At 58.3% G+C, this 25,022-nt stretch carries 24 protein-coding genes and 1 tRNA gene; 14 read left to right on the top strand and 11 right to left on the bottom strand.

What is annotated here, in order from left to right:
* Window positions 1–58: 58 nt before the first annotated feature.
* Window positions 59–1,537 (bottom strand): amino acid permease, encoded by a 1,479-nt coding sequence (locus REH59_RS09810; RefSeq protein WP_063427221.1) that lies wholly within the window; start codon window positions 1,535–1,537, stop codon window positions 59–61.
* A gap of 348 nt (window positions 1,538–1,885) precedes the next feature.
* Here REH59_RS09810 and metC point away from each other — a divergent pair, with 348 nt between their 5' ends.
* Window positions 1,886–3,055, top strand: coding sequence for a cystathionine beta-lyase (gene metC, locus REH59_RS09805; RefSeq protein WP_014860761.1), 1,170 nt, complete (start codon window positions 1,886–1,888; stop codon window positions 3,053–3,055).
* Between the two features lie 1,858 nt (window positions 3,056–4,913).
* Here metC and REH59_RS09800 read toward each other — a convergent pair.
* Complete coding sequence (locus REH59_RS09800) at window positions 4,914–5,465, bottom strand: HAD domain-containing protein (protein WP_320450490.1); 552 nt, start codon at window positions 5,463–5,465, stop codon at window positions 4,914–4,916.
* Window positions 5,466–5,613: 148 nt separating this feature from the next.
* On the bottom strand, window positions 5,614–6,036 hold the full coding sequence (locus tag REH59_RS09795; protein ID WP_320450489.1) for a hypothetical protein: 423 nt from the start codon (window positions 6,034–6,036) through the stop codon (window positions 5,614–5,616).
* A 310-nt stretch (window positions 6,037–6,346) separates the two neighbouring features.
* On the opposite strand from REH59_RS09795, the gene REH59_RS09790 reads away from it, so the two are divergent.
* Window positions 6,347–6,811, top strand: coding sequence for a winged helix-turn-helix transcriptional regulator (locus REH59_RS09790; protein ID WP_320450488.1), 465 nt, complete (start codon window positions 6,347–6,349; stop codon window positions 6,809–6,811).
* Window positions 6,812–7,577: 766 nt separating this feature from the next.
* On the opposite strand, the gene REH59_RS09785 is transcribed toward REH59_RS09790, so the two are convergent.
* Window positions 7,578–7,667 (bottom strand) — tRNA-Ser (locus REH59_RS09785).
* Window positions 7,668–7,921: 254 nt separating this feature from the next.
* On the opposite strand from REH59_RS09785, the gene REH59_RS09780 reads away from it, so the two are divergent.
* Window positions 7,922–8,593 (top strand): Bax inhibitor-1/YccA family protein, encoded by a 672-nt coding sequence (locus REH59_RS09780; protein ID WP_003251184.1) that lies wholly within the window; start codon window positions 7,922–7,924, stop codon window positions 8,591–8,593.
* A gap of 105 nt (window positions 8,594–8,698) precedes the next feature.
* Window positions 8,699–9,918, top strand: a protein-coding gene (locus tag REH59_RS09775; RefSeq protein ID WP_143496094.1) for an IS3 family transposase whose coding sequence is annotated in 2 segments (ribosomal slippage) — window positions 8,699–9,047 and window positions 9,047–9,918 — 1,221 coding nt in all. Because the reading frame shifts where the segments join, the coding sequence is not laid out codon by codon here.
* A gap of 148 nt (window positions 9,919–10,066) precedes the next feature.
* On the opposite strand, the gene REH59_RS09770 is transcribed toward REH59_RS09775, so the two are convergent.
* The gene (locus tag REH59_RS09770; RefSeq protein ID WP_162996115.1) at window positions 10,067–10,243 is read right to left on the bottom strand and encodes a hypothetical protein; all 177 of its coding nucleotides are present in this window, start codon (window positions 10,241–10,243) and stop codon (window positions 10,067–10,069) included.
* On the opposite strand from REH59_RS09770, the gene REH59_RS09765 reads away from it, so the two are divergent.
* The 7 genes from REH59_RS09765 to REH59_RS09735 all read left to right on the top strand — a co-directional run bounded on the left by REH59_RS09765 (window position 10,234) and on the right by REH59_RS09735 (window position 15,142).
* The gene (locus REH59_RS09765; RefSeq protein ID WP_014859306.1) at window positions 10,234–11,613 is read left to right on the top strand and encodes a nucleobase:cation symporter-2 family protein; all 1,380 of its coding nucleotides are present in this window, start codon (window positions 10,234–10,236) and stop codon (window positions 11,611–11,613) included. The two genes, REH59_RS09770 and REH59_RS09765, sit on opposite strands and share 10 nt — an antisense overlap.
* Window positions 11,614–11,708: 95 nt before the next feature.
* Entirely contained in the window at window positions 11,709–12,101 is a 393-nt protein-coding gene (gene tusD, locus REH59_RS09760; protein WP_003251188.1) for a sulfurtransferase complex subunit TusD, read from the top strand.
* Between the two features lies 1 nt (window position 12,102).
* A complete protein-coding gene (gene tusC / locus REH59_RS09755; RefSeq protein WP_014859307.1) occupies window positions 12,103–12,462 on the top strand; it encodes a sulfurtransferase complex subunit TusC in 360 nt (119 codons plus the stop codon).
* Window positions 12,462–12,758: a sulfurtransferase complex subunit TusB gene (gene tusB, locus REH59_RS09750; protein ID WP_014859308.1), complete on the top strand. Its 297-nt coding sequence runs from the start codon at window positions 12,462–12,464 to the stop codon at window positions 12,756–12,758. Before tusC ends, tusB begins: the two co-directional genes overlap by 1 nt.
* On the top strand, window positions 12,755–13,090 hold the full coding sequence (locus REH59_RS09745) for a TusE/DsrC/DsvC family sulfur relay protein (RefSeq protein ID WP_010954804.1): 336 nt from the start codon (window positions 12,755–12,757) through the stop codon (window positions 13,088–13,090). The genes tusB and REH59_RS09745 overlap by 4 nt, the downstream gene beginning before the upstream one ends.
* Window positions 13,087–14,088, top strand: a complete 1,002-nt coding sequence (locus REH59_RS09740) for a glycosyl transferase family protein (RefSeq protein WP_014859309.1) — start codon at window positions 13,087–13,089, stop codon at window positions 14,086–14,088. The genes REH59_RS09745 and REH59_RS09740 overlap by 4 nt, the downstream gene beginning before the upstream one ends.
* Window positions 14,089–14,182: 94 nt before the next feature.
* On the top strand, window positions 14,183–15,142 hold the full coding sequence (locus REH59_RS09735) for a glutathione S-transferase family protein (protein WP_014859310.1): 960 nt from the start codon (window positions 14,183–14,185) through the stop codon (window positions 15,140–15,142).
* Window positions 15,143–15,247: 105 nt separating this feature from the next.
* Here the strand turns inward: REH59_RS09735 and cysG are convergent, their stop codons facing one another.
* The 6 genes from cysG to REH59_RS09705 form a co-directional block, all read right to left on the bottom strand.
* Window positions 15,248–16,639 (bottom strand): siroheme synthase CysG, encoded by a 1,392-nt coding sequence (gene cysG, locus REH59_RS09730; protein WP_003251202.1) that lies wholly within the window; start codon window positions 16,637–16,639, stop codon window positions 15,248–15,250.
* Window positions 16,640–17,920, bottom strand: coding sequence for a serine--tRNA ligase (serS, locus tag REH59_RS09725; protein WP_014859311.1), 1,281 nt, complete (start codon window positions 17,918–17,920; stop codon window positions 16,640–16,642). It lies immediately after the preceding gene.
* A 30-nt stretch (window positions 17,921–17,950) separates the two neighbouring features.
* Window positions 17,951–18,325 (bottom strand): fluoride efflux transporter CrcB, encoded by a 375-nt coding sequence (gene crcB, locus REH59_RS09720; protein ID WP_003251205.1) that lies wholly within the window; start codon window positions 18,323–18,325, stop codon window positions 17,951–17,953.
* Window positions 18,322–19,647 (bottom strand): replication-associated recombination protein A, encoded by a 1,326-nt coding sequence (locus REH59_RS09715; RefSeq protein WP_014859312.1) that lies wholly within the window; start codon window positions 19,645–19,647, stop codon window positions 18,322–18,324. The genes crcB and REH59_RS09715 overlap by 4 nt, the downstream gene beginning before the upstream one ends.
* Before the next feature lie 12 nt (window positions 19,648–19,659).
* Window positions 19,660–20,283 (bottom strand): outer membrane lipoprotein chaperone LolA, encoded by a 624-nt coding sequence (lolA, locus tag REH59_RS09710; protein ID WP_003251209.1) that lies wholly within the window; start codon window positions 20,281–20,283, stop codon window positions 19,660–19,662.
* 62 nt (window positions 20,284–20,345) lie between these two features.
* On the bottom strand, window positions 20,346–22,847 hold the full coding sequence (locus REH59_RS09705) for a DNA translocase FtsK (RefSeq protein ID WP_014859313.1): 2,502 nt from the start codon (window positions 22,845–22,847) through the stop codon (window positions 20,346–20,348).
* Window positions 22,848–23,255: 408 nt separating this feature from the next.
* Here REH59_RS09705 and aat point away from each other — a divergent pair, with 408 nt between their 5' ends.
* The 3 genes from aat (at window position 23,256) to infA (ending at window position 25,020) form a co-directional block, all read left to right on the top strand.
* On the top strand, window positions 23,256–23,936 hold the full coding sequence (gene aat / locus REH59_RS09700; RefSeq protein ID WP_003251213.1) for a leucyl/phenylalanyl-tRNA--protein transferase: 681 nt from the start codon (window positions 23,256–23,258) through the stop codon (window positions 23,934–23,936).
* Window positions 23,937–23,992: 56 nt separating this feature from the next.
* Window positions 23,993–24,700: an arginyltransferase gene (locus tag REH59_RS09695; protein WP_003251215.1), complete on the top strand. Its 708-nt coding sequence runs from the start codon at window positions 23,993–23,995 to the stop codon at window positions 24,698–24,700.
* A gap of 101 nt (window positions 24,701–24,801) precedes the next feature.
* Entirely contained in the window at window positions 24,802–25,020 is a 219-nt protein-coding gene (gene infA, locus REH59_RS09690) for a translation initiation factor IF-1 (RefSeq protein ID WP_002553999.1), read from the top strand.
* The last annotated feature ends 2 nt before the right edge of the window (window positions 25,021–25,022 follow it).

Raw genomic sequence — 25,022 nt, 5'->3', positions numbered from 1 at the left:
AACTCATAGAGCGATAAGGGGACACCATGAAACGCCCCCTAATCGCCCAAAACCGTTTTTACGTGGCCTGTACGGCTTTCACCTCTTCATCAGCCCTGACTTTCGCACGAACGACTCTCGACCACCCAATGAGTAGGACAACTGCTATCACCGGAATCGAAAGGACAGTATACGTACCATTAGGGTAGTCAAAGCCCAATAGAACTAGTACAGCAAGCAGGAAAGCAAGGGTCAACCATGAAGTGAACGGCGCGCCTGGCATTTTGAAATCCACCATTGCGACCTCCCCTTTTTTTACTGCACGCCGATACCTTAACTGCGACAGAACAATAAAGGCCCATGTAGAAAGTATACCCAAGGAAACCATATTCAACAGCAATTCGAACAATTGTGATGGAATCAAGTAATTCAGAAATACACCAAATACGTTAATACCCATGGTCACTAGGATTCCCATGTAAGGTACCCCTTGTGAATTCATACGCTTAAAGATTTTTGGTGCAGAGCCACCCATCGCAAGCGACCTCAAAACCCGCCCAGTTGCATACAGCCCTGAATTCAAGCTTGAGAGCGCGGCTGTCATCACGACAATATTCATGATGGAACCAATACCTGGAACCCCGAGCATTTCAAAAAAAGTTACGAAAGGGCTAACATTCGCACTATAGGCAGTCCATGGAAGAACAGTAACCAACAAAAATACAGAGCCAACGTAAAATAGGCTTATCCGCCAAATCACGCCATTGATTGCTTTGGGAATAACACTCTTGGGATCCGCCGTCTCGCCAGCCGCGGTTCCAACCAACTCTATACTCGCATATGCGAATATAACACCCTGCACGATTATTACAGCCGGCAGTAAACCATGGGGAAATATACCACCGTTGTCTGTAATTAGGTGCAACCCAGGGATAGTCCCACCTACCTCATGACCCGTAGCAAAAAAGTACGAGCCCACAATCAAAAAGATGCTAATTGCGGCAACCTTTATCACCGCAAACCAAAACTCCATCTCCCCGAACCACTTCACACCCACCATATTCATCAATGTGACCACGCCCAATGCGCTTAGTGCAGACACCCACTGGGGCACATCTGCGAACACACCCCAATACTTCATGTAAATCGCAATTGCGGTTATATCGACAACACCTGTCAGTGCCCAGACTAGAAAATACATCCAACCTGCGACGAAGGAAGCACGCTCACCCATAAACTCACGAGTGTAAGAAACAAAGCTCCCACTACTCGGTCTGTGCATTACTAATTCACCAAGCGCCCTGAGTATGAAAAAAGCGAAAACCCCGCACACCAAGTACACAACAGCGAGTGCGGGCCCTGCGATCTGCAACCTGGCACCGGCCCCCAAAAACAAGCCAGTACCAATTGCCCCTCCAAGCGCCATCATCTGCACATGCCGCTTCTTTAAGTGCTTTGAATATCCGCTCTCGTGAGATTCGAGCCATTCTGACTGACTTTTTAGATCGCCACTTTTAGCTTTGAATGCGGACTGCGATGTTTCAATTTGGCTTTTCATGTGTCACCTAAGCGATGAATTTGCAGTTTTTGTATTATTTCTTGCAAACCTAAACTTGCGGCAGATCCCAACACAACTATGAAGCATTATTATTTTTAAATGTCGCAACACCGGAGCATCGAATGAAAAACCCGCTCAACCCCAGGCGAGAATGACGACACAACAAAAACCTACCATCCAAATGGATGGCTTTCAACAAAAAATTACAAATTAGCCTATGTCATTGAATTAACTGGGTAATTCAACAGATCCCAACCACATGATAGACATTTATCAAAGGAATGAATAACCTTGAACCTGCCGGTGGCGCTCTCGCCCACACCCTAAGCCAACGTTCTGGAAGGTAAGATGAACAAATACAATAACGTACAAACGTTACTTGCTCAGGCCTCCGTCCAACCTGAGCAACACCATGGGTTTGTCAACACGCCAATTTATCGGGGCTCTACGGTGGCGTTCCCCACCTGTGAGTCGATGCGTGAGGGGCGCCAGAAATACGTATACGGTCGCTGGAATAACCCCACTACGGAGGCTTTGAGTCAGGCATTGCGCCAACTTGAGGGAGCGGAAGGCACAGTGATATGCCCATCAGGCCTCTCGGCCTGTACTACCGCCATTCTTGCGGTGGTCGGCGCTGGCGATCATTTGCTCGTGGCCGACAATGTATATGCCCCTATAAGGACATTCTGTGAAAGCGAAGGTCGGCGCCTAGGAATCGAAGTCTCGTTTTATGACCCCACAATAGGGTCAGGCATCATTGACTTCTTGAGGCCAAATACTAAAGCTATCTATACAGAGTCACCTGGCTCTTTAACTTTGGAAATTCAAGACATTCCAGCAATTGCCAAGATCGCTCATGCGCACGACATACTCGTAATTGCTGACAATACTTGGGGCACACCACTTTACTTTCCGTCAATAGATCTCGGTGTCGACTTGTCCATCATGGCAGCGACAAAGTATATTGTCGGCCATTCCGACGCTGTCATCGGAACGGTATCGGCATCCAAGCGAGCCTGGGATCGCTTGAAGCGCTATCACTTCAACATGGGGCTGTTCGCAAGCCCTGATGACGTGGCCCTCGCGCTCAGAGGACTGCGAACATTAGATGTCCGGCTTGAACGACACTTCAAGAACGCAACTATTGTGGCTAAGTGGCTGGATAATCACCCTGATGTTGAATCAGTCTATTACCCTGCCTTAGAGTCCCACCCTCAACACCACCTATGGAAGCGAGATTTTAAGGGTGCTTCAGGCTTGCTTTCATTTGTCCTCAAGCCGTCAACGCAAGCAGCGGCAGATGCGCTGCTAGATAACTTGTCATTGTTCTCTATTGGCTACTCCTGGGGTGGCTATGAAAGCTTGGCAATGATAGCAAACCCGAGTCTGGTAAGAAGCGAAACCGCCTGGGAGGTAGAGGGACACCTAGTTAGGCTTCACATTGGACTTGAAAGCCCACATGATCTTATTGAAGACCTAGAGTTAGGCTTTTCCAAGTACAACTCGCTAAAACCTTAAGCTCGCGAAATATTTTAAGCGCAGCCTGAAATATCAGGCTGCGCCTTACAGCTTAGTTATAATTTGAAGAGCATGGCAACCACTAAAACACCCAAACTTGACAAGGCGCCTACCTAGTGATAGGCTTAATTTTCGCCTTGTACCAACCGACATAATTTGATGAGGAAGAGTATTATGGACAAAAACGGCAGCCCACCCAATCGGCCAACTTTTCGAGTTAGCATCAACCGATCATCCGCCAACAGAAGAGTTCGTTATATAGAAGGAACCCAGATTGATCCTAATGAGTGCATATTTTGTGTGCCAGATCTGGATGATGACGTCGTTGACATAGCTGACCGCGTGCCTGACGACAAACTGAACCAAAGTCCAAGCTAAGGTGAACCCTCACCACCATTTACTGTGATGGAGGGTTTGTATTGCACATTGTCTCAGAAAATTCGTCAGTGCATTGCACGTATTAAAGCAACAGGCCAACGTACCCTTATGGGACGCCATACCACGCTGAGCGCGGGAATACAGCACCGCACCGAGATGTTGACTTAGCCCCAAGTTTCTTACAGTAGCCGAGAAAGTTGGTTGAAATAAGCGGGTGTAGTTTAATGGTACAACTATAGCTTCCCCAGTTACCGGTGAGGGATCGATTCCTCTACCCACTCCAACCCTTGACCTAGAGCCTCACAGCTACTCCCCCCGAGATTTCATCTTCCTCGCATTTGGCCTCAATTGGGCGCGATTCGCTCCTCAGAACATACCCTCCTGGTGCGCCATTTCGGATGACCTGCGCTAACCCCACCTGCTCCACTGAACGCGTTGGGAAAGTGATCGCATACTGGGTAATGTGTTTATTTTGTGCAGGTAACCAGTCCCTGACGGCGATCAGGTCAGCCACACTGCCCCCCCCCCCCGCGAAGCATACTTCAGGCTGCGCCCCCTGGATGGTTTCAATCCCATTCCTGATGCCGAAGGTGAGCCAGAGGTGGTGGAAGCGAACTGCTATTCTGAGCAGACAATTTGCAGGCCAAAATGCATCGGTTACTTAGCAGTTAGTCGAAAAATACTCCGCCATAAAAACGCGCAGTGAAGATGGAAGCGCGTAGGGTCAAGATAGAACACAGTTCAGCTTACTTCACTACAGACGAACCGCAAGGCCACGCAACAGCGTTTAAAATGGATCAGTGATTAGAAATTTTAGTGTCAGAAAATCTTCCACCGAGCCAATCGGTAACCACATAAATGCTACTCAACGTCTGTACAACCAAGAAGCCTTGAACAGTCGAACTATGCATGATGATTGACGTGCGTATAGTGTCACCGTCATCGAAACGTCCTCCTCGATCGGCGAAGACCACTCCCTCTAGGTAGAGATCCCCTGGCCCATAAGCAGCCGCCGAAATATACGCTGTAACCGGCACCCCGAAATCTCTCCGCATAGCGTTGACAACAGTAGTTGGCAAAGCGGCAGCCACATTCCGACCAGCATGACACGTCGACAACGGAGCTCGGTTCTTAGCCATGTAGCACCTCTGATAGCTTATTGATTAAGACAGACGACGACACTCACTTTTCATCCTTCGCATCATCCCTGCTCGCCTTCCAAACCCGACCGTACGACTCATCCTGCAGAAGCGAATCACCGGCATCTTCAAACATGCACCCGAGCCACCTCAAACGCTTCATACCTGCTACTTGAATGAAAAAGCATCTCTCACAAAGGTGCAACTCGTAGTCTTCACCACTGTGTTCTGAACCCTCTCTCCAGGATGCCTGCAAGGTAGCGAACTGAAGCCGACCTCCTACACGCACCGAACCTCCACAAACATCGCATGCGACCTCCGGAACCGCGCCTGGCTCTGACTCACAGCTGATGGTCATCACAACCTCCCCCTTTAAAAAGAAGTTGCAGTTTGGCCCGCAGTTCGAGCTGCGTATGCTCACTACCAAGCCCGAGATTCGGGTCACATCTCACAAGCCTATCGTCATGATCCGGCCAGCTAAAATCGGGATCGTCATCAATCGCAATCCATTGGGTGATTCCAGCGCGAGTCACCGCACCGCAAATTTGCTCATAGCGAGTGAAAAGGTCATAACCCTCCCTTGCTGTACTTCGCATGCGGGAATGCCAAGTCGCTGACACTGTGCGATCTTGCAAACTTGCCGGCAATGCTGCACGCGACCTTTGATACCCGAGCATGCGAACCCAAGACGTCGACAAAGATATCTTCAAATGGGGAAAATCTCGCAAAATGTTCTGCAATATCTCCGCGTGCATCATCAGCTTGCCAGGCGCCCTCAGTTCAATCCCTCGCCTGGTTCGAAAAGCGGCATCAGGATGCAGTACACCGTCAAAGTCTAAAAACAAGATCGTGTCATCTGGTCGTATGACGCGAGGGCGAACAGATTTGATCATCATAGGCTCCCGGCCATGGCCCTACCCATACACGCCTCCTCGTGAACACGCCCTACCTAAACCTCGGAAATTCACGCGAGTTTGCGAAGCGTGGCTTCTGTTTAACGCTAGAGATCAACCCAAAGAAGCCAGCTATTTTATAGAAGACTTAAATCAGAACCTTAAAACCTTCCTCTTCTAGCGTATCAATCTTCCCACCTGCCGGTGATGTATAAACAACACCCTCTGCAACCTTATGCATCGATACTTTACCGCCTCCCTCTCCCTGCCCAACGATTAAACTTAAGACCTTATTCATAGCCCAACCCCCGCCTCCGTTCATCCAAGCAGGACTCATCAGTAGAACCTCAGCAACTTTAAAATCTTCAGACTGTTTTTCAAGAACATCTTCAAGCACATCCACGTCACTTAAGAAATACTGACGCGCTATCATTTTTTCATTCTGCTTTTCCTCAACTATCACTTGATAGAAGTGATAGCAGCTTTGCCATTCCACAATTCTCATGCACGTGTGACCCTCACCTAACAGTGCAGATGCATCCGAACTCCATGACTCATGGGTGACAAACATTTTTCGATCCTTTCATTTTTTACTCGCACACGAGGGCTTGACCGAAAACCGACACCTTGCAGTGAAGTGCCGCCGAACACATATTCAGACTTGCCAAACTGCCACCATATGGGCTGAAGGGATCTGTACCACCACCCCAACTTTTGTCAATTTATGGCATATATTGAAACCGCCTGAATTTAGGGTGCCGCACTACCCCGCATGATTTCTGCGCATAGAGAATAGAGGCTATCGATCCTTAATGGCTATTATATGGCGTGTTATGGATCGGCGCAATGTGGCTTCATCCTGTCTTTTACGGGTGAAGAACATGTCTCTTAGCGAGGCGATGGCGGCGGTTGTCAGAGCATTGAGACAAAACCGGAAAATGACTCAGGACGATCTGACCTTGATCGGTCGAAGGGGAAGAAGCCGCATTGAGGGCGGGAAGGCTAACGTGACGATAGACACGCTTTCTAACGTTGCCTCGATGCTCGAAGTAGACCCCGCTCTCCTTCTCCTGCTCGCCCACTCAGCTCACTCCGGTGAACCTGTCGATGTCGCGCTGAAGCGCATCTCGTCCAAGCTCAACGCTCTCAAGCAGGATGGTGTCCTCGAGAACATCGCTGCACAGCCCGAGCGACCAATTGGTAGACCTGCTTCCCGCGACATCCAGAAAGCACTCCAACGCGCTCCCCTGTTGAAGGAAGCCGGCATGTCGAACGCTGAGATAGCCCAAGAATTGGGCGTGTCAAAAACGACTGTGCAGCGCTATCTTACCAAGCCGTTGAGCTAAACGAGGGTTAGGCTCCAACCAAAACCTGCTCGCCCTGAAATAACCTATCTGCTTGAATGCTGCACACTAAAACCTGGCCTTAGCTGCAAGAAACGCAGCAGGATAGCTCGTGAATCACACGAATTCGTAGGTCATCACGAGCAGAGTACTATGCCAGTACCCAACGCTGCTTCGGACGCCTGCCGATGAGCGCGCCTCAGGTGGGATCGGTCAAGCCTCCCCACCTCTGACACCGCCTTCACCCTGACCAACGGCCGATAGATAAGACACTTGAAGAGCTCATCGGACAATACAGACGATGATTGGGCCACGCACCGGAATGTCCGTCTGCCCCCGCCTGCATCCGCCACACATGAACTGCAGGCGCAATCCTGATCAGATCGCCACCTCATTAGCTCTAAAAGACAGAGGTAGTTTGGAACGCTTCTTCGTGGCGTAACCACAGGGAAGCCGGCCAGGGGTTTAGCTACGCAGTGTAAATCCATGCCGCGTAGCCACAGAAGCTATGCGCCCCTTGATGGAATGGACATGAACCTCCCCCCACCACCACCTATTTCTGCGTGCCCCAAGCTGGCCTGATAATACGTTTACCACCCACAAGTATGCATCTGGGCAACCTGGCATTTCTTCAGGAGTTCAAATGCGCAGTAATGTGCATTTGCTTTACTGAATCGGGGAGCATGCCTCAAACCACTCCACTCTACGCCAAAAATTACAGACACAAAAAAAGGGCTTAGATTTCTCTAGCCCTTGATTTGTCTATGTTTGGCGGGGAACCAGGGATTCGAACCCTGGGAACGCTCTCACGTTCGCCGGTTTTCAAGACCGGTGCATTCAACCACTCTGCCAATTCCCCGGTGCGATGGCTTGACTAACTTGAAGTATGCATCTAAGGACTACCTGAGATAAGAACTCTAGGATAGTTGCCCATCGACGGTTTTCAAGACCGTTGCCTTAAACCACTCGGCCACGCTTCCAGCTCGTTTTGCGGCCGCCATAATACCTTAATGAAACACGCTGTCAAACTCTCTGTGTCGCGGGTTGCAGGAGCAATGGTAGACTCCTAGCATCTGAACGTCCGAAACCACAGGTTTACCAAGGAGTATCGCCATGCGCGAACAGGATTACGCCGTCCACCACGGCCAGCAGGTCGAGCAGCAGGAGATCAGCAAGGTCCTGCGCAACACGTACAGCCTGCTGGCTCTTACTCTCGCCTTCAGCGGTGTCATGGCTTTCGTTGCCCAGCAGATGCGCGTCGGCTACCCGAACGTGTTCGTGGTGCTGATCGGCTTCTACGGGCTGTTCTTCCTTACCAACAAACTGCGTGATTCGGCCTGGGGCCTGGTGTCCACCTTCGCGCTTACCGGCTTCATGGGCTTCATCCTCGGCCCGATCCTCAACCGTTACCTGGGCATGGCCGGTGGCGCCGAGGTAGTGAGCTCCGCGTTCGCCATGACTGCGCTGGTATTTGGTGGTCTGTCGGCCTACGTGCTGATCACCCGCAAGGACATGAGCTTCCTCAGCGGCTTCATCACTGCAGGTTTCTTCGTTCTGCTGGGTGCTGTCGTTGCCAGCTTCTTCTTCCAGATCAGCGGCCTGCAACTGGCAATCAGCGCTGGCTTCGTGCTGTTCTCGTCGGTCTGCATCCTGTTCCAGACCAGCGCGATCATTCATGGCGGCGAGCGTAACTACATCATGGCGACCATCAGCCTGTATGTGTCGATCTACAACCTGTTTGTCAGCCTGCTGCAGTTGTTTGGCATCATGGGTCGTGATGACTGATTGATTGCTGTGCCGCAAGAAGCCCGCTTAGGCGGGCTTTTTTGTAGGCGCTGTCCCGTCCTGAATAAGGTTTACACCTCCCATCCCGAATTTCCGGAGAGTCTGATGGAGCAAGGTGTAAAGCGCACACAGCGTGATTACTCACTGTCTTTTAAATTGGCGGTGGTTGATCAGATAGAAAAAGGCGAACTGACCTACAAGCAGGCCCAGGTGCGGTATGGCATCCAGGGTCGCTCGACGGTTCTGGTATGGTTGCGTAAGCACGGTCGGCAGGATTGGAGCCAGGGGGCCTCGATCCGCGACGAGAGGAGCTGCGCGATGTCTGACCCAAAAACGCTCACTCCAGAGCAGCGGATCAAAGAGCTTGAGCAGCAGCTTGAGCTGATGAGCCAGAAGGCCCAATTCTTTGAGACGGTCGTTGATGTTCTGAAAAATGACTATGGTGTCTCGGTCGTAAAAAAGCGATCCGGCAAGTCCTCACGCAAGGTCAAGTCGCAGGACTGAGCATTGCCAGGGCTTGTCAGTTTCTAGGCATCAGTCGACAGGCTTACTACAAACGCAATCGAGTTGCTGATGGCAAAGAACGCCAGGCAGACCGGGTGGTTGAGTTTGTACAGCAGATCCGGATACGCCAGCCTCGTCTGGGCACACGCAAGCTGCACTATCTGCTGCATTGCCAACCTGACAGACGATTCCAGGTCGGCCGAGATAGGCTGTTCCAGGTCTTGGGAGAGCGCCGTTTGCTAGTGCTGCCTAAGCGGGCCTATCACAAGACAACACAAAGCTTTCATCGCTTCTACCGCCATCCCAATTTACTCAAACCCGGCCCAAGTCAGATCGTTCCGACAAGGCCGGAGCACGTCTGGGTTGCCGACATTACTTACCTGCCGGCACGCAAGGGCCCGCTGTACCTGAGCCTGGTAACGGATGCGTACTCCAGGAAGATTGTTGGCCACCACGTCCATGAAAGCCTGCATGCCGAGTCAGTGGCGCAAGCCTTCAAGCAGGCATTACGCAAGCGCCGTCGTCGCCAGCCATTAGTCCACCATTCGGATCGAGGAATCCAATATTGCTCGGCGCTATACCAGTCACTACATCAACGGCACGGCGTTCAGTGCTCCATGACTGATGGGTATGACTGCTACCAGAACGCGCTGGCCGAGCGAATCAACGGAATCCTCAAGATGGAGCTGCTGTTGAGTAGCCCTGAAGATCTGGAACAAGCGAGGCAGATGGTTGACGAGGCAGTGCAGATTTACAATACAGAACGGCCTCATATGGCCCTGAAAAACAAAACGCCCGATGCGGTGCATCGGGCGTTTTGAGGCCTGTCGGCCTACCTGAACAGGTGTAAACCTATTTCAGGACTAGACACGCTGGAAATGGGGCGGGCTGCGGGATGTTCGTCGGAAGAGGTTCAGCGCCTGATAGATCGAGCGGCGCCCGCGCAGCGCATCGCGAGCAAGCTCGCTCCTACATCAGTTTCGAGCCAACTATTCCTGCAATCACAATAACTGACCAAAAAGTCAGATAACCAGGCAAATGGTCGCCGATCATGCCGCCATCCTGCTTTTCTCTACCGCTATCTTTCATCACCCCGTAGAATGCGCTCCTTTTTTCTTCCGGGGCGGCTTTCAGCAATGAGCTCACACGAACACAGCCCAGGCGCAGCGGCGCCTGCCAATGAACTGGTGCTTGGTCTGGAGGACAAGCCACGGCTGTTGATCGGCCTGTTGGCAGCCCTGCAGCACCTGCTGGCGATCATCGTACCTATCGTCACCCCTGGCCTGCTGATCTGCCAGGCGTTGGGTGTATCTGCACGTGATACCAATTTGATCGTTTCGATGTCGCTGGTGATCTCGGGTATCGCCACCTTCGTCCAGTGCAAACGCTTCGGCCCATTTGGCGCGGGGCTGCTGATCGTTCAGGGCACCAGCTTCAACTTCGTCGGCCCGCTGATTGCCGGCGGTGCGCTGATGGTCAAGCAAGGTACGCCGGTTGAGGGCGTAATGGCGGCCATTTTTGGTGTGGTAATCGCAGGCTCGTTCGTCGAGATGGGCGTGTCGCGCATCCTGCCCTTCGTCAAACGCCTGATCACCCCGCTGGTGACTGGCATCGTGGTGTTGATGATCGGCCTGACGCTGATCAAGGTCGGCCTGATCAGCATGGGCGGTGGCTTTGGTGCCATGGCCAATGGCACCTTTGCCAATGGCGAAAACCTGCTGATGTCGGGCGTGGTACTGGCGATCATCGTCGTTCTCAACCGTATCCCGGTGGTGTGGATGCGCAGCTGCGCCATCGTCATCGCCCTCGCGGTCGGCTATGCGCTGGCCGGTTTCCTGGGCCGCCTGGACTTTACCGGAATGCACGAGGCCGCGCTGTTCCAGGTGCCGACACCGCTGCACTTTGGCTTGGGCTTCTCGTGGGCGCTGTTCATTCCGATGCTGGTGATCTACCTGGTCACTTCGCTGGAAGCCATCGGTGACGTTACCGCCACCAGCAAGGTGTCGCGCCAGCCGGTCGAAGGGCCGGTGTGGATGCAGCGGATCAAGGGGGGCGTGCTGGTCAACGGCGCCAACTCGCTGCTGGCCGGTCTGTTCAACACCTTCCCTAGCTCGATCTTTGCCCAGAACAACGGGGTGATTCAGCTGACCGGAATTGCCAGCCGTCATATCGGTATGTGGATTGCCGTAATGCTGGTGTTGCTGGGTCTGTTCCCGAGTGTTGCCGGGGTGATTCAGGCCGTGCCGGAGCCGGTGCTGGGCGGCGCGGCGATGGTCATGTTTGGCGCGGTTGCGGCGTCGGGGATCAATATTCTGGCCAGCACCCGGCTGGACCGTCGGGCGCTGCTGATTATTGCGGTGTCGTTGGCGCTGGGGCTGGGCGTAGCGCAGGTGCCGGAATTCCTGGCGCACATGCCGGCGGCGATTCGCAATGTGCTGGAGTCGGGTGTGGCTACCGGGGGGATTTGTGCGCTGGTGCTGAACTGGTTCTTGCCGGAGAGCAAGGAGCAGGCTTGAACCTGGCGTTTGAATGAAAAGCCCGCGCCCGCTTGCACAAGCGGGCGCGGGCTTTTTTGCTTTATCATGGCACCATTCCTTTGCATGAGTTAGCCATGAAATTCGCTATCGCGGTGTTCTCCCCGGCCCATGCGCCCTCTTCGCGACGCGCCCTGCGCTTCGCCGAGGCGGTGCTGGCCGGCGGGCATGAGATTGCCCGGCTGTTCTTCTATCAGGACGGGGTGCACAGTGCCTCGGCCAACGTCGTCGCCCCCCAGGACGAACTGGACGTGGCTGGCCAGTGGCGCACGTTCATACAGACCCATCAGCTGGACGCCGTGGTGTGTATCGCCGCCGCCCTGCGCCGTGGCGTGCTCGACGAAGCCGAGGCCAACCGCTACCAGCGCCCGGCCGTGAACCTGCCCAAGCCCTGGGAACTGTCGGGGCTGGGCCAGCTGCACGAGGCCGCGCAAGTGGCCGATCGCCTTGTCTGCTTCGGAGGCGACTGATATGGCCAAGTCCTTGTTGATCATCAGCCGTCAGGCACCGTGGAATGGCCCCTCTGCCCGCGAGGCGCTGGACATCGCCCTGGCCGGCGGCGCGTTCGACCTGCCGTTGGGCATGCTGTTCCTCGACGATGGTGTGTTCCAGCTCGCGCCGGACCAGCAACCCGCCGCCGTGCAACAGAAGAACCTGGCCGCCAACCTGCAGGCGCTGCCGATGTTCGGTGTCGAAGAACTGTTCGCCTGCAACTACAGCCTGGCCCGCCGCGGCCTGGCAGCCCAAACCTTGGCGCTGCCGGTGCAAGTGCTCGATGACGCAGCACTGGCCGCGCTGATAGCCCGTTTCGACCAGGTGATAACGCTCTGATGAAAACCCTGCATGTAATTGCCCATTCCCCGTTTGGCGACGAGCGCCTGGCCAGTTGCCTGCGCCTGCTCGGTGCCGAAGATGCCCTGCTGCTGTGCGGCGATGCCGTGTATGCCCTGCGCAGCGGCAGCGAGCCGCACGGCCATTTGCAAGCCGCCGGCCTGGCCCAGCGCCTGTTCGCCCTGGACGAGGATGTACAGGCCCGCGCGGTCGGCAACGACCTGGCAACGGCCGTGGACTACGCCGGGTTCGTCGAACTGTCGCTGCAATACGATAAGGTCAACAGCTGGCTATGAATACGCTCACCGTTGGCGATCAGGTGATCGCCCTGGACAAGGATGGCTTCCTGGTCGACCTGCAAGACTGGTCCCACGACGCCGCCGAGGCTTTGGCCAAGCGCGAGGGTATACCGTTGACGGCGGACCACTGGGAAATCCTCGAACTGCTCCGTCAGTTCTACCAGGAATACCAGCTGTCTCCGGCCACCCGCCCGCTGATCAAGTACACGGCCCTCAAGCTGGGCCCTGAAAAGGGCAACAGCCCGCACCTTAACCGCCTGTTCAACGGCACCCCCGCCAAACTTGCCGCCAAGCTGGCGGGCCTGCCCAAGCCGACCAACTGCATATGACCGAACCTCGTCCGCTCACTCTGGAACCCCCCGCCGAACACCCGTTCGCCGAATTCGTGCGTATTCTCGGCAAAGGCAAGCGCGGCGCGCGTGGCCTGACCCGCGAGGAGGCCCGTGCAGCCATGACCCTGCTGCTGGAAGGCAAGGTCGAAGACACCCAGCTCGGTGCCTTCCTCATGCTGCTGCGGCACAAGGAAGAAAGCGCCGAAGAGCTGGCCGGCTTCACCGAGGCCCTGCGCGCCCACCTGCAGGCGCCGCGCATCGCCGTTGACCTGGACTGGCCCACGTACGCCGGCAAGAAGCGTCACCTGCCCTGGTACCTGCTGGCCGCCAAGTGCCTGGCCAACAATGGCGTGCGCATCCTGATGCACGGCGGTGGCGCACACACTGCCGGGCGTATGTATACAGAGCAACTGCTCGACCTGCTGCAGATTCCGCTGTGCCGCGACTGGGCCGCCGTCGGCAACGCGCTGGACCAGCACCAGCTGGCATTCTTCCCGCTGCACGACTGGGCGCCGCAGCTGCAACGCATGATCGACCTGCGCAATACCCTGGGCCTGCGCTCGCCCATCCACTCGCTGGCTCGGGTGCTCAACCCGCTGGGCGCTCGCTGTGGATTGCAGAGCATCTTTCACCCCGGTTACCAGGCCGTGCACCGCGAGGCCAGCCGCTTGCTGGGCGACCATGCCGTGGTGATCAAGGGTGATGGCGGCGAAATCGAGGTCAATCCCGATGTCATCAGCCATCTCTACGGCACCACGGCGGGTGAGGCGTGGGATGAAGAGTGGCCAGCGCTGAGCGAACGTCGCCATGTCAAGCCGCCCAGCCTGCAGGCAGAACACTTGCTGGCGTTCTGGCGTGGCGAAGTGGAAGACAGTTATGGCGAGAAGGCCCTGATTGCGACCATGGCGCTGGCCCTGCGTGGTTTGGGACAGCACCGCGAGCAGGCGTTCGTAACAGCGCAAGGCTACTGGGACACTCGAAATAGATCGATTTAGCCGATAATAGAACCGCGATCTTTGCGCTATTTCTTCGAACGATTTGGCCTAGACTGGGCTCCAACGACAAACAACTTTGTTTCAGGAGCTCACCATGGGCCTATTGATCGACGGCCGCTGGCACGACCAGTGGTATGAAAACGGCAAGGACGGCACGTTCAAGCGGGAGAATGCCCAGCGCCGCAATCAGTTGCCCGCCCCCGAGGCCGGCCGCTACCACCTGTACGTGTCGCTGGCCTGCCCATGGGCCCACCGCACCCTGATCTTTCGCGCGCTGAAAGGCCTGGAGCCGTTGATCGACGTGTCGGTGGTCAGCTGGCTGATGCAGGACCATGGCTGGACCTTCGATCAGCAGCAAGGCTCCAGCGGGGACCACCTAGACGCCCTGCAGTACCTGCACCAGCGCTACACCCAGGATGACCCGCACTACACAGGACGCGTGACGGTGCCTGTGCTGTGGGACAAGAAAGAGAAGCGCATCGTCAACAATGAGTCGGCAGAAGTCATCCGCATTTTCAACAGCGCGTTCAACGAGCTGACCGGCAATACCCTGGACCTTTACCCCACATCGCTGCGCCCGACCATCGAAGCACTGAACGCACGTATCTACCCCGCGGTGAACAACGGCGTGTACCGCGCAGGCTTTGCTACCACGCAAGACGCTTACGAGGCTGCCTTCGACGATGTGTTCAACGAGCTGGATTACCTGGAAGCCTTGCTAGGCCGCAATCGCTACCTGGCGGGTGAGTACCTGACCGAGGCTGATGTACGCCTGTTCACCACACTGGTGCGCTTCGATGCCGTGTACCACGGGCACTTCAAGTGCAACCTGCGCCGCCTGAGCGACTACCACAACCTGTCGAACTGGCTGCGTGAGCTGTACCAGTGGCCTGGGGTGGCGGGCACGGTGAACATGGAGCATATCCAGAAGCACTATTACATGAGCCACAAGACCATCAACCCGAACGGGATTGTGCCTAAAGGGCCTTTGCAGGACTTTGGCTTGCCGCATGATAGAGAGCGGTTGGTGGGCAAAGGGATTTGGCAGGCTTGAGAAAGCCGGGGCTGCTTTGCAGCCCATCGCGACACAAGGCCCACACACAAGGGCCTTGCAATGCCTGGGGCATGTGCGATGGGCCACAAAGCGGCCCCCACGATTTCAGCTGTTCTGCGAACCTTCGAACCAGGCCAGCTTGTCACGCAACTGCACCACCTCCCCCACAATCACCAGGGTCGGCGCATGCACCTCGTGCTGGGCCACCAGGTCTGGCAAGTCCGCCAAGGTGCCGGTGAACACGCGCTGATTACGCGTGGTCCCCTGCTGCACCAACGCCGCCGGGGTACTCGCGGCACGCCCGTGGCGAATCAGCTCGGCACAGATGGTCGGCAAGCCCACCAACCCCATGTAGAACACCAAGGTCTGCGCCGGCGCAACCAGGTCATTCCACGGCAGGTTGCTGGTGCCGTCCTTGAGGTGCCCGGTGACGAAGCGCACCGACTGGGCATAGTCGCGGTGAGTCAGCGGAATGCCGCCATACGCCGAGCAACCGCTGGCCGCGGTAATGCCCGGCACCACCTGGAACGGAATGCCATGCTCGGCCAGCTCTTCGATCTCTTCGCCGCCCCGGCCGAAGATGAACGGGTCGCCACCCTTCAGGCGCAGCACCCGCTTACCCTGCCGAGCCAGATCGACCAACAGACGGTTGATCTGGTCCTGCGGCACTGAATGATCAGCGCGGCGCTTGCCTACGTAGATACGCTCGGCATCACGGCGACACATATCGATGATGGCGGGTGCAACCAGGCGGTCGTACAGCACCACGTCGGCCTGCTGCATCAGGCGCAAGGCACGGAAGGTCAGCAAGTCCGGATCACCCGGGCCGGCACCAACCAAGTACACCTCACCGCCCTGCTGCACCGGTGCGCCGTCTACCATCGCCTGCAACAGACGTTCGGCTTCAGCACCCTGCCCGGCCAGCTGACGCTCGGCGATCGGCCCCTGGAACACGGTTTCCCAGAAGCCACGACGCTGGTTGACGTCCGGGTACAGGGATTTGACCTTGTGCCGGAAGCGTGCCGCCAGCCCGGCCAGTTCACCATAGGCCGAAGGGATCCATGCCTCGAGCTTGGCGCGAATCAGGCGTGCCAGTACCGGGGCGTCACCGCCGCTGGAAACAGCAATAACCAGCGGCGAGCGGTCTACGATCGCCGGGAAGATCACCGTGCACAGGGCCGGCGCATCCACCACATTGACCGGCACGCTAAGCGCCTGCGCATCAGCCGACACCTGGGCATTCAGCCCAGGGTCGTCGGTCGCCGCGATCACCAACCGGCAACCGACCAGGTCGGCTGCCTGATAGCCACGCACCAGCACCTCACCGCCACCTTCCCGGGCCAACGCCGCCAACTGGCCGTCGACGTCCGGCGCCACCACCCGCAGCACACCGCCGGCATCGGCCAGCAGGCGCGCCTTGCGCAAGGCGATCTCACCGCCACCGACGACCAGCACGCGGCCGCCCTGCAGCTTGTGGAACAGCGGCAGGTAATCCATTTAGCGGATGACCTCGACGCCGCCCATGTAAGGCTTCAGCACTTCCGGCACCAGGATCGAACCGTCGGCCTGCTGGTAGTTTTCCAGCACAGCAACCAGGGTACGGCCTACGGCCAGCCCGGAGCCGTTGAGCGTGTGCACCAGCTCTGGCTTGCCGGTTTCCGGGTTGCGCCAGCGGGCCTGCATGCGGCGTGCCTGGAAGTCGCCACAGTTGGAGCACGAGCTGATTTCGCGGTACTTGTCCTGGCTCGGTACCCACACTTCCAGGTCGTAGGTTTTCACGGCGCCAAAGCCCATGTCGCCGGTGCACAGGGCCAGCACGCGGTACGGCAGCTCCAGCAGCTGCAGCACGCGCTCGGCGTTGGCGGTCAAGCCTTCCAGGGCTTCCATCGACTTAGCCGGCTCCACCACCTGCACCATCTCCACCTTGTCAAACTGGTGCTGGCGGATCATGCCGCGGGTGTCACGGCCAGAAGCACCGGCTTCGCTGCGGAAGCAAGGGGTGTGGGCAACCAGTTTGAGCGGCAGCTGCTTGGCGTCGAGGATTTCACCCGCCACCAGGTTGGTCAGCGACACTTCGGCGGTCGGGATCAGGTAGAAGTCAGCCTCGCCTTCGCGGGTGATCTTGAACAGGTCTTCCTCGAACTTCGGCAACTGGCCAGTGCCCTGCAGCGCGGGCGCCTGCACCATGTACGGGGTGTAGTGTTCCTCGTAGCCATGTTCGCCGGTGTGCAGGTTGATCATGAACTGCGCCAGGGCGCGGTGCAGACGGGCAACCGGACCACGCAGCACAGCAAAACGGGCACCGGACAGCTTGGCAGCCGCTTCGAAGTCCAGGCCACCACTGATTTCACCGAGGGCCACATGGTCCTTGATTTCGAAGTCGAACGCCTTCGGCGTGCCCCAACGGCGCACTTCGACGTTGTCGTCTTCACTGGCGCCGACCGGCACGCTGGCGTCCGGCAGGTTGGGAATGGTCAGCAAGATGCTATCCAGCTCGGCCTGAATGGCGTCCAGCTCAGCCTTGCCGGCAGCCAGTTCGTTGGCCATGCGCTCGACGTCCGCCATCAGCGGGGCGATGTCTTCACCCTTGGCCTTGGCCTGGCCGATGGACTTGGAACGGGCGTTACGCTCAGCCTGCAGCTGTTCGGTGCGGGTCTGCACCGCCTTGCGGCGCTCTTCCAGTGATTCGATGCGCGCGACATCCAGGCTGAAGCCACGGGAGGCCAGGCGATCCGCCACTTCCTGAAGTTGGCCGCGTAACAGTTTGGAATCGAGCATATCGTTCTCTCGTTATGTGTAGGTGTTGGTTCAGAATCGGGTCAGGGACAGGCCAGCCCAGGTTGCGAGCAGCCCGCCCACTACGCTGATACTGGTATAGCCCAAGGCAAGGGGCACTTGCCCGCTTTCCATCAGGCGCACGGTATCGAGCGAGAAGGAGGAAAAGGTCGTCAGGCCCCCGAGGAAGCCGACAATCAGGCCGGCGCGCAGTTCGACCGGCGCCAGCGGCTTGTGCAAGAACAAGCCATAGAGCAAGCCGATCAGCAGACAGCCAACCAGGTTGACCGCCAGCGTACCGGCATAGAAGTGCCGTGGCCAGTGGGCCGCTACCCAGTTGGTGGTAGCAAAGCGCAACAAGGTGCCGGCAATACCACCCGCGCTGACTGCGGCGATGAGTGCAATCACGGTTTTCTCCGCTGGCGGGGGCTGTTGCGGTCGAGGTCGGCCAGATGGCGCAGCTTCTCGCCAATTTTCAGTTCCAGGCCACGGGGCACCGGCTGATAGTACCGGCGCGGTTCCAGCTCGTCGGGGAAGTAATCCTCACCGGCGGCGTAGGCGTCAGGTTCATCGTGGGCATAGCGGTACTCGTCGCCATAGCCCAACTGCTTCATCAGCTTGGTCGGGGCATTGCGCAGGTGCAACGGCACCTCCAGCGAACCATGCTCGGCCGCTTCGCGCAGGGCGGTCTTGAACCCCACGTACACCGCGTTGCTCTTGGGTGCACAGGCCAGGTAGGTGATGGCCTGTGCCACCGCCAACTCGCCCTCGGGGCTGCCAAGGCGCTCCTGCACATCCCAGGCTGCCAGGCACAGGCTAAGCGCACGCGGGTCGGCGTTGCCGATGTCCTCGCTGGCCATGCGCACCACGCGGCGGGCGATGTACAACGGATCGCAGCCGCCGTCGAGCATGCGTGCAAACCAGTACAGGGCGCCATCGGGGTTGGAGCCGCGCACCGACTTGTGCAGTGCGGATATCTGGTCGTAAAACGCCTCGCCGCCTTTGTCGAAGCGGCGGCGACTGTCACCCAGCAGGCTCTGTAGCATCTCGACGTCGATCTCGCTGCCGTCTTCAGCCAGGTCCGAGGCGTTCTCAAGGAAGTTGAGCATGCGCCGGCCATCGCCGTCGGCGGCGGCCATCAGCATCTTGAAGGCGTCGTCGCCCACCCGCAGGTTGCGCTTGCCCAGGCCACGCGCTTCCGTCAGCGCACGGTTGACCAGCTTGCGCAAGGCCGCTTCGTCCAGGCTCTTGAGCACATACACCCGCGCCCGCGACAGCAGCGCGTTGTTCAGCTCGAACGACGGGTTTTCGGTGGTGGCACCGATGAACAGCAGGGTGCCGTCCTCGACATAGGGCAAAAACGCGTCCTGCTGCGACTTGTTGAAGCGGTGCACCTCGTCAACGAACAGGATGGTGCGACGGCCATATTGGCCAGCCTGCTGTTTGGCCACCTCCACCGCCTGGCGGATCTCTTTCACCCCGGCCAGCACCGCCGACACCGTTTCGAAGTGCGCATCGCAGAACTGCGCCAGCAACCGCGCCAGCGTGGTCTTGCCGACCCCGGGCGGCCCCCAGAAGATCATCGAGTGCAGCGCACCTTGTTCCAGCGCTTCGCGCAGCGGTTTACCGCGCGCCAGCAGGTGCTCCTGGCCGACGTACTCATCCAGGCTGGACGGGCGCAGACGGGCGGCCAGGGGCTGGGCGACAGGTTCGCTTCGAAACAGGTCCATGGCGAGCTCTGGTTACTCCTTGATCACGTCCGCGCCTTTGGGGATGTCGAACTTGAACTTGCTGTCCGGCACCGCCTGGTTGGCCTTGACGCCATTGAACAGGATGTTGGTGCGCTGGCCGACGCTGTCGATCAGCTGCATGTCATTGATCAGGCCTTTGCGGAACGACACGCGCAGCGAGTCGAACAACGTGTCCTTGGTCTTTGGCTTGAGGGTGAAGTCCATCACTTCACCCTGCTCCTTCGAGGCGATGTCGAAGCTCTGGCTGATCTTCGACACATCACCCGACAGCAGCAGCGCCGGGGTCTGGTTCAGGCGCACGTCGAGCTTCTTGATGGTGGCCTGTTCCAAGTCCGGGTCCCACAGGGTGACGTTCTTGCCGTCCGACACCACCACCTGCTCCTGCGGTGCATCGGTGTGCCAGTAGAACAGGCCCGGGCGCTTGACCGTCATCTTGCCCGAGGTTTCCTGCAGGCTGGTGCCATCGGCGCCCAGGGTCAGCTGGGAGAAGTTGGCCTCGATGGTCTGCGACTTTTCCAGTAACTGGGTCAGGCGTTGTACGTCTTGCTCACCGGCATAAGCAGTAACCGAGCCCAGGGTAAGGGCAGAAACCAACAGCATGCGAATCGCGCGCATGGGAATCCTCATTGAGCGTTGAAAAGGCCGGGCGCCACCGTTGGCGCCCGGCAGGGTGTTCATCAGTCGCGCGGGCCGCCCGGGGCTATCACTTCCCGCGAGCCGTTGCTGTTCATCGGGGTGACAACGCCGGCCATCTCCATCGACTCGATCATGCGCGCGGCACGGTTGTAGCCGATCTTCAGCTTGCGTTGCACGGCAGAAATGGAGGCGCGACGGCTCTCAAGCACGAATTGCACCGCTTCATCATACAGGGCGTCGGTTTCGGCATCGTCACCCTCGCCACCGCCGCCGCCGCCATCAAAGCCGCTACCGGCTTCTTCGACGCCGTTGAGGATGTCGTCGTTGTAGTCCGGGGCGCCACGCAGCTTCCACGCCTCGACCGTGCGGTGCACTTCGTCGTCGGACACGAATGCGCCGTGCACCCGGATCGGCAGGCTGGTGCCCGGCGGCATGTACAGCATGTCGCCATGGCCCAGCAGCTGTTCGGCACCGCCCTGGTCGATGATGGTACGCGAGTCGATCTTGCTCGACACCTGGAACGCCATACGGGTCGGGATGTTGGCCTTGATCAGGCCGGTGATCACGTCCACCGACGGGCGCTGGGTGGCGAGGATCAGGTGAATACCGGCCGCCCGTGCCTTCTGCGCGATACGGGCGATCAGCTCTTCGACCTTCTTGCCGACGATCATCATCATGTCGGCGAATTCGTCCACCACCACCACGATGGTGGGAAGGGTTTTCAGCGCAGGTGGCTCATCGTCCATGCTCTCACGGCGATACAGCGGGTCATGGATGATTTCGCCCGCTTCCTGGGCGTCCTTGATCTTGCGGTTGAAACCGGCCAGGTTACGCACGCCCATGGCCGCCATCAGTTTGTAGCGCCGCTCCATTTCGGCCACGCTCCAGCGCAGGGCGTTGGCGGCGTCCTTCATGTCGGTGACCACCGGGCACAGTAAGTGCGGGATGCCTTCGTAGATCGACAGTTCAAGCATTTTCGGGTCGATCATGATCAGCCGCGCGTCTTCCGGGCTGGACTTGAACAGGATCGACAAAATCATCGCGTTCACACCCACCGACTTACCGGAGCCGGTAGTACCGGCCACCAACAGGTGCGGCATCTTGGCCAGGTCAGTGATCACCGGCTTGCCGCCAATGTCGTGGCCCAGCGCCAGCGTGACGGGCGATTTCTGCTCGTCGTACTGCGGCGTGGCCAGCACTTCGGAGAAGCGCACCATCTGGCGGTTTTCGTTGGGTATCTCGATACCTACCGTGGTCTTGCCAGGGATGACCTCGACCACTCGCACACTGGTCACGGCCAGCGAACGCGCCAGGTCCTTGGCCAGGTTGGCGATGCGGCTGACCTTCACGCCGGCGGCCGGCTGGATTTCGTAACGGGTAATTACCGGGCCGGGGTGGATCGAGTCCACCGCCACTTCCACACCGAATTCCTTGAGCTTGATTTCCAGCAGCTGACCGACGCCGGCCAGGGACTCTGGCGAATACTCGATCTTTTTCTGTTCGGCCGGGTCGAGGATGGAAATCGAGGGCAAAGTGCCTTCCACGGCGCTGTCGACGAACAGCGGCGCCTGCTTTTCCTTCATCGCCCGCTTGCTCGGCTCCGGCGCCTTGGCGGCTGACGGCGGCACAATGGTGGGCGCTGCGTGCTGCTGGCGGGGCACCACGGTTTCACGCGGCGCCAATGCCTCAGGCGCCGTTTCACGTGGCGGCACAATCGGTTCGCGTGCAAGGGTTGGCTCACGTGGCTCGACCGGCTGAGCGGGTGGCTCTTCACGCTTGAGGATGCGCTCGCGCAGTGACGGTTTGGCCGGCTCGCGCTTCTCGGCAGCCATCGGCGCGGCCTTGAACACCGGTTCATCCTCGCGCAGCTGTGCCTCGAGGCGCTTGCGCTCGTTGCGCGCTTCCCACCAGCGGGTGGCAGCCCCTTGCACCAGTTCGAACAGGTCGAGGGTGATCTTGCCGGTCAGGTCCATCACCTTGAACCACGACAGGTCGGTGAAGACGGTCAGGCCGAACAGGAACAGGGCAATGAACATCAGCGTGCTGCCCTGCACGTTCAGCAGGTTGCGCGCCAGGTCGCCCAGGCTTTCGCCCAGTGCACCACCGGCGGAGAACGGCAGGCTGGCGGGCGGGTGGAAGTGGATATGCGCCAGCGCTGCCCCCGACAGCACCAGGAACACCAGGCCAATCAGCCGCCAGGAGAACAGCCAGCCGCTCCAATCCCACGGCTGGTGGCGTTCGCGGAAAATCTGCCAGGTCTTGACCGCCAGCAGCAGCGGAAAAATATAGGCGAAGTAACCCAGCACCATGAACAGGATGTCGGCGAAGTAGGCACCGGCACGCCCGGCCGCATTCTGCACCTGGTCGACGTTGCTGGTGTGGCTGAAGCCCGGGTCCGACGTATCGTAGGTCAGCAGCGCCATCCACAGGTACAGGCACAGCGCGCCGACAGCGATCAACGCACCTTCCTTGAGGCGATAATGCAGCTGCTGCCGCCACAGTGGCACAGGCAATGGAGCTGGAGTTGCGGTGGATTTCTTCAAAACGCGTCTATTCCTGCGCGTGGTGCGCGTCCAATAGTGATCGGCCGCTGCGCGACCAACGAACCACTACTTTTAACATTACTGCCCGCCAGCCGCCATGGCGGCACGCCGTATGGGGGGTTTGGCCGGGGGCGAATTCATATAGCTGCAATTTGAGCATGCATTTTCTTTTGTGACAAAGGCTTATGCTGTGTTTTTGCACAGGTGTGACAGCAAATGTAGCGGATGGTGCCTGCGGTTTGATGAATGTGTAGGAAATTGCCCTGAATTGCCGCAAAACGGCCTCACCTCCCTGTAGGGGGTAGCTTGTGCAGGTTACCGCGCTGGCTTTGAGGCACCCAAAGAGATTGACCCCGCTTTTGACCCAAGCCATGCTGCCCTCTCCCCTCCCCCACCGCACGATAGACCATGCTCACCTGGCTGACCCGCGACTCGCTGACCTTCCCGCCCCTGGAAAAGGCGCTGCACGACCCCAACGGCCTACTGGCCGCCGGCGGTGACCTGAGCCCCGAGCGTCTGGTGCAGGCGTATCGCCATGGCTGCTTCCCGTGGTACCAGGACGGCCAACCGATCCTGTGGTGGTCACCCGACCCGCGCACGGTGTTGTTGCCTGACCAGTTGCATGTGTCACGCTCGCTGGCCAAGCTGATGCGCCAAGGCCGCTACCAGGTCAGCTTCGACACCGACTTCCCGGCCGTGATCGCCGCCTGCGCCGCGCCTCGCGACTACGCTGACGGCACCTGGATCACCGACACCATGCGCAACGCCTACTGCGAGCTGCACCGCCGCGGCATCGCCCATTCGGTCGAAGTTCGCCAGGACGGCGAACTGGTCGGGGGCCTGTACGGCCTCGCCATGGGCCAGCTGTTCTTTGGCGAATCGATGTTCAGCCGCGCCGACAACGCCTCCAAGGTCGGCTTCGTGACCTTGGTCAACCACCTGCGAGACGCCGGCTTCGTGCTTATCGACTGCCAGATGCCGACCAACCACCTGCACAGCCTGGGCGCCCACGCCATCAGCCGTGCCGAGTTCGCCAGCTACCTGGCACGCCACCTTGACCAACCCAACAGTGCTTCATGGGTTGCCTAGGCGAGTTCCCGTAGCTGGCTTACACTTAAAACAAAGTCTCACCGAAGGGGTTGATCATGACAGAGTTGGCGCGGTTGAAGTTCTATGCCACTCAGCCCCACTCCTGCAGCTACCTGCCGGAGGAGCAGGCGACCACGCTGTTCCTCGACCCCAGCCAGCCGATGGACGTGCACGTGTACGCCGATTTGTCGGAAATGGGCTTTCGCCGCAGTGGCGACCACCTGTACCGCCCACACTGCCAGAACTGCAACGCCTGCGTGCCGGCGCGCATCCCGGCGGCGCGTTTCATCCCCAACCGCCAGCAGCGTCGCATACTCAAACGTAACGCCGACCTGACCGTAACCGCAGCGCGCCCGGCGTTCAAGGAAGAGTACTTCGAGCTGTACCGGCGCTATATCGAAACGCGCCACGCCGATGGCGACATGTACCCGCCCAGCCGCGATCAGTTTTCCACCTTCCTGGTACGCGACCTGCCGTTCTGCTGGTTCTACGAATTTCGCCTGGAAGGCCGGTTGATGGCGGTGGCAGTGTGCGACCTGCTGCCCAATGGCCTGTCAGCGGTGTACACCTTCTACGAGCCGGACGAGGAGCGCCGCAGCCTCGGCCGTTTCGCCATTCTCTGGCAGATCACCGAAGCGCTGCGCCAGAACCTGGAGGCGGTTTACCTGGGCTACTGGATCAAGAACTGCAAGAAGATGAACTACAAGACGCAGTACCGACCTATCGAGCTGCTGATAAACCAGCGCTGGGTCACCCTCAACTGAAAGCATTGGCTTGACACGCAGTTTTCCGGCATAATCCACGCCACTTTTTTGCCCGGTGCGGATATGCGTCGGGCTAACACTGGATCCGAGGGCTCAACTGCATGTCGAAAGAAGACAGCTTCGAAATGGAAGGTACTGTCGTCGACACCCTGCCCAACACCATGTTCCGCGTGGAGTTGGAAAACGGGCACGTCGTAACCGCGCACATCTCCGGAAAGATGCGCAAGAACTACATCCGTATTCTCACTGGCGACAAGGTCCGCGTCGAGCTGACGCCGTACGACCTGAGCAAGGGCCGCATCACCTACCGTGCGCGCTAAAC

Source organism: Pseudomonas sp. BO3-4 (genome assembly GCF_034044115.1).
GTDB lineage: Bacteria > Pseudomonadota > Gammaproteobacteria > Pseudomonadales > Pseudomonadaceae > Aquipseudomonas > Aquipseudomonas alloputida.
Note: the sequence above shows the minus strand (reverse complement) of the source record. Positions and strands in the feature narration are given on the sequence as shown.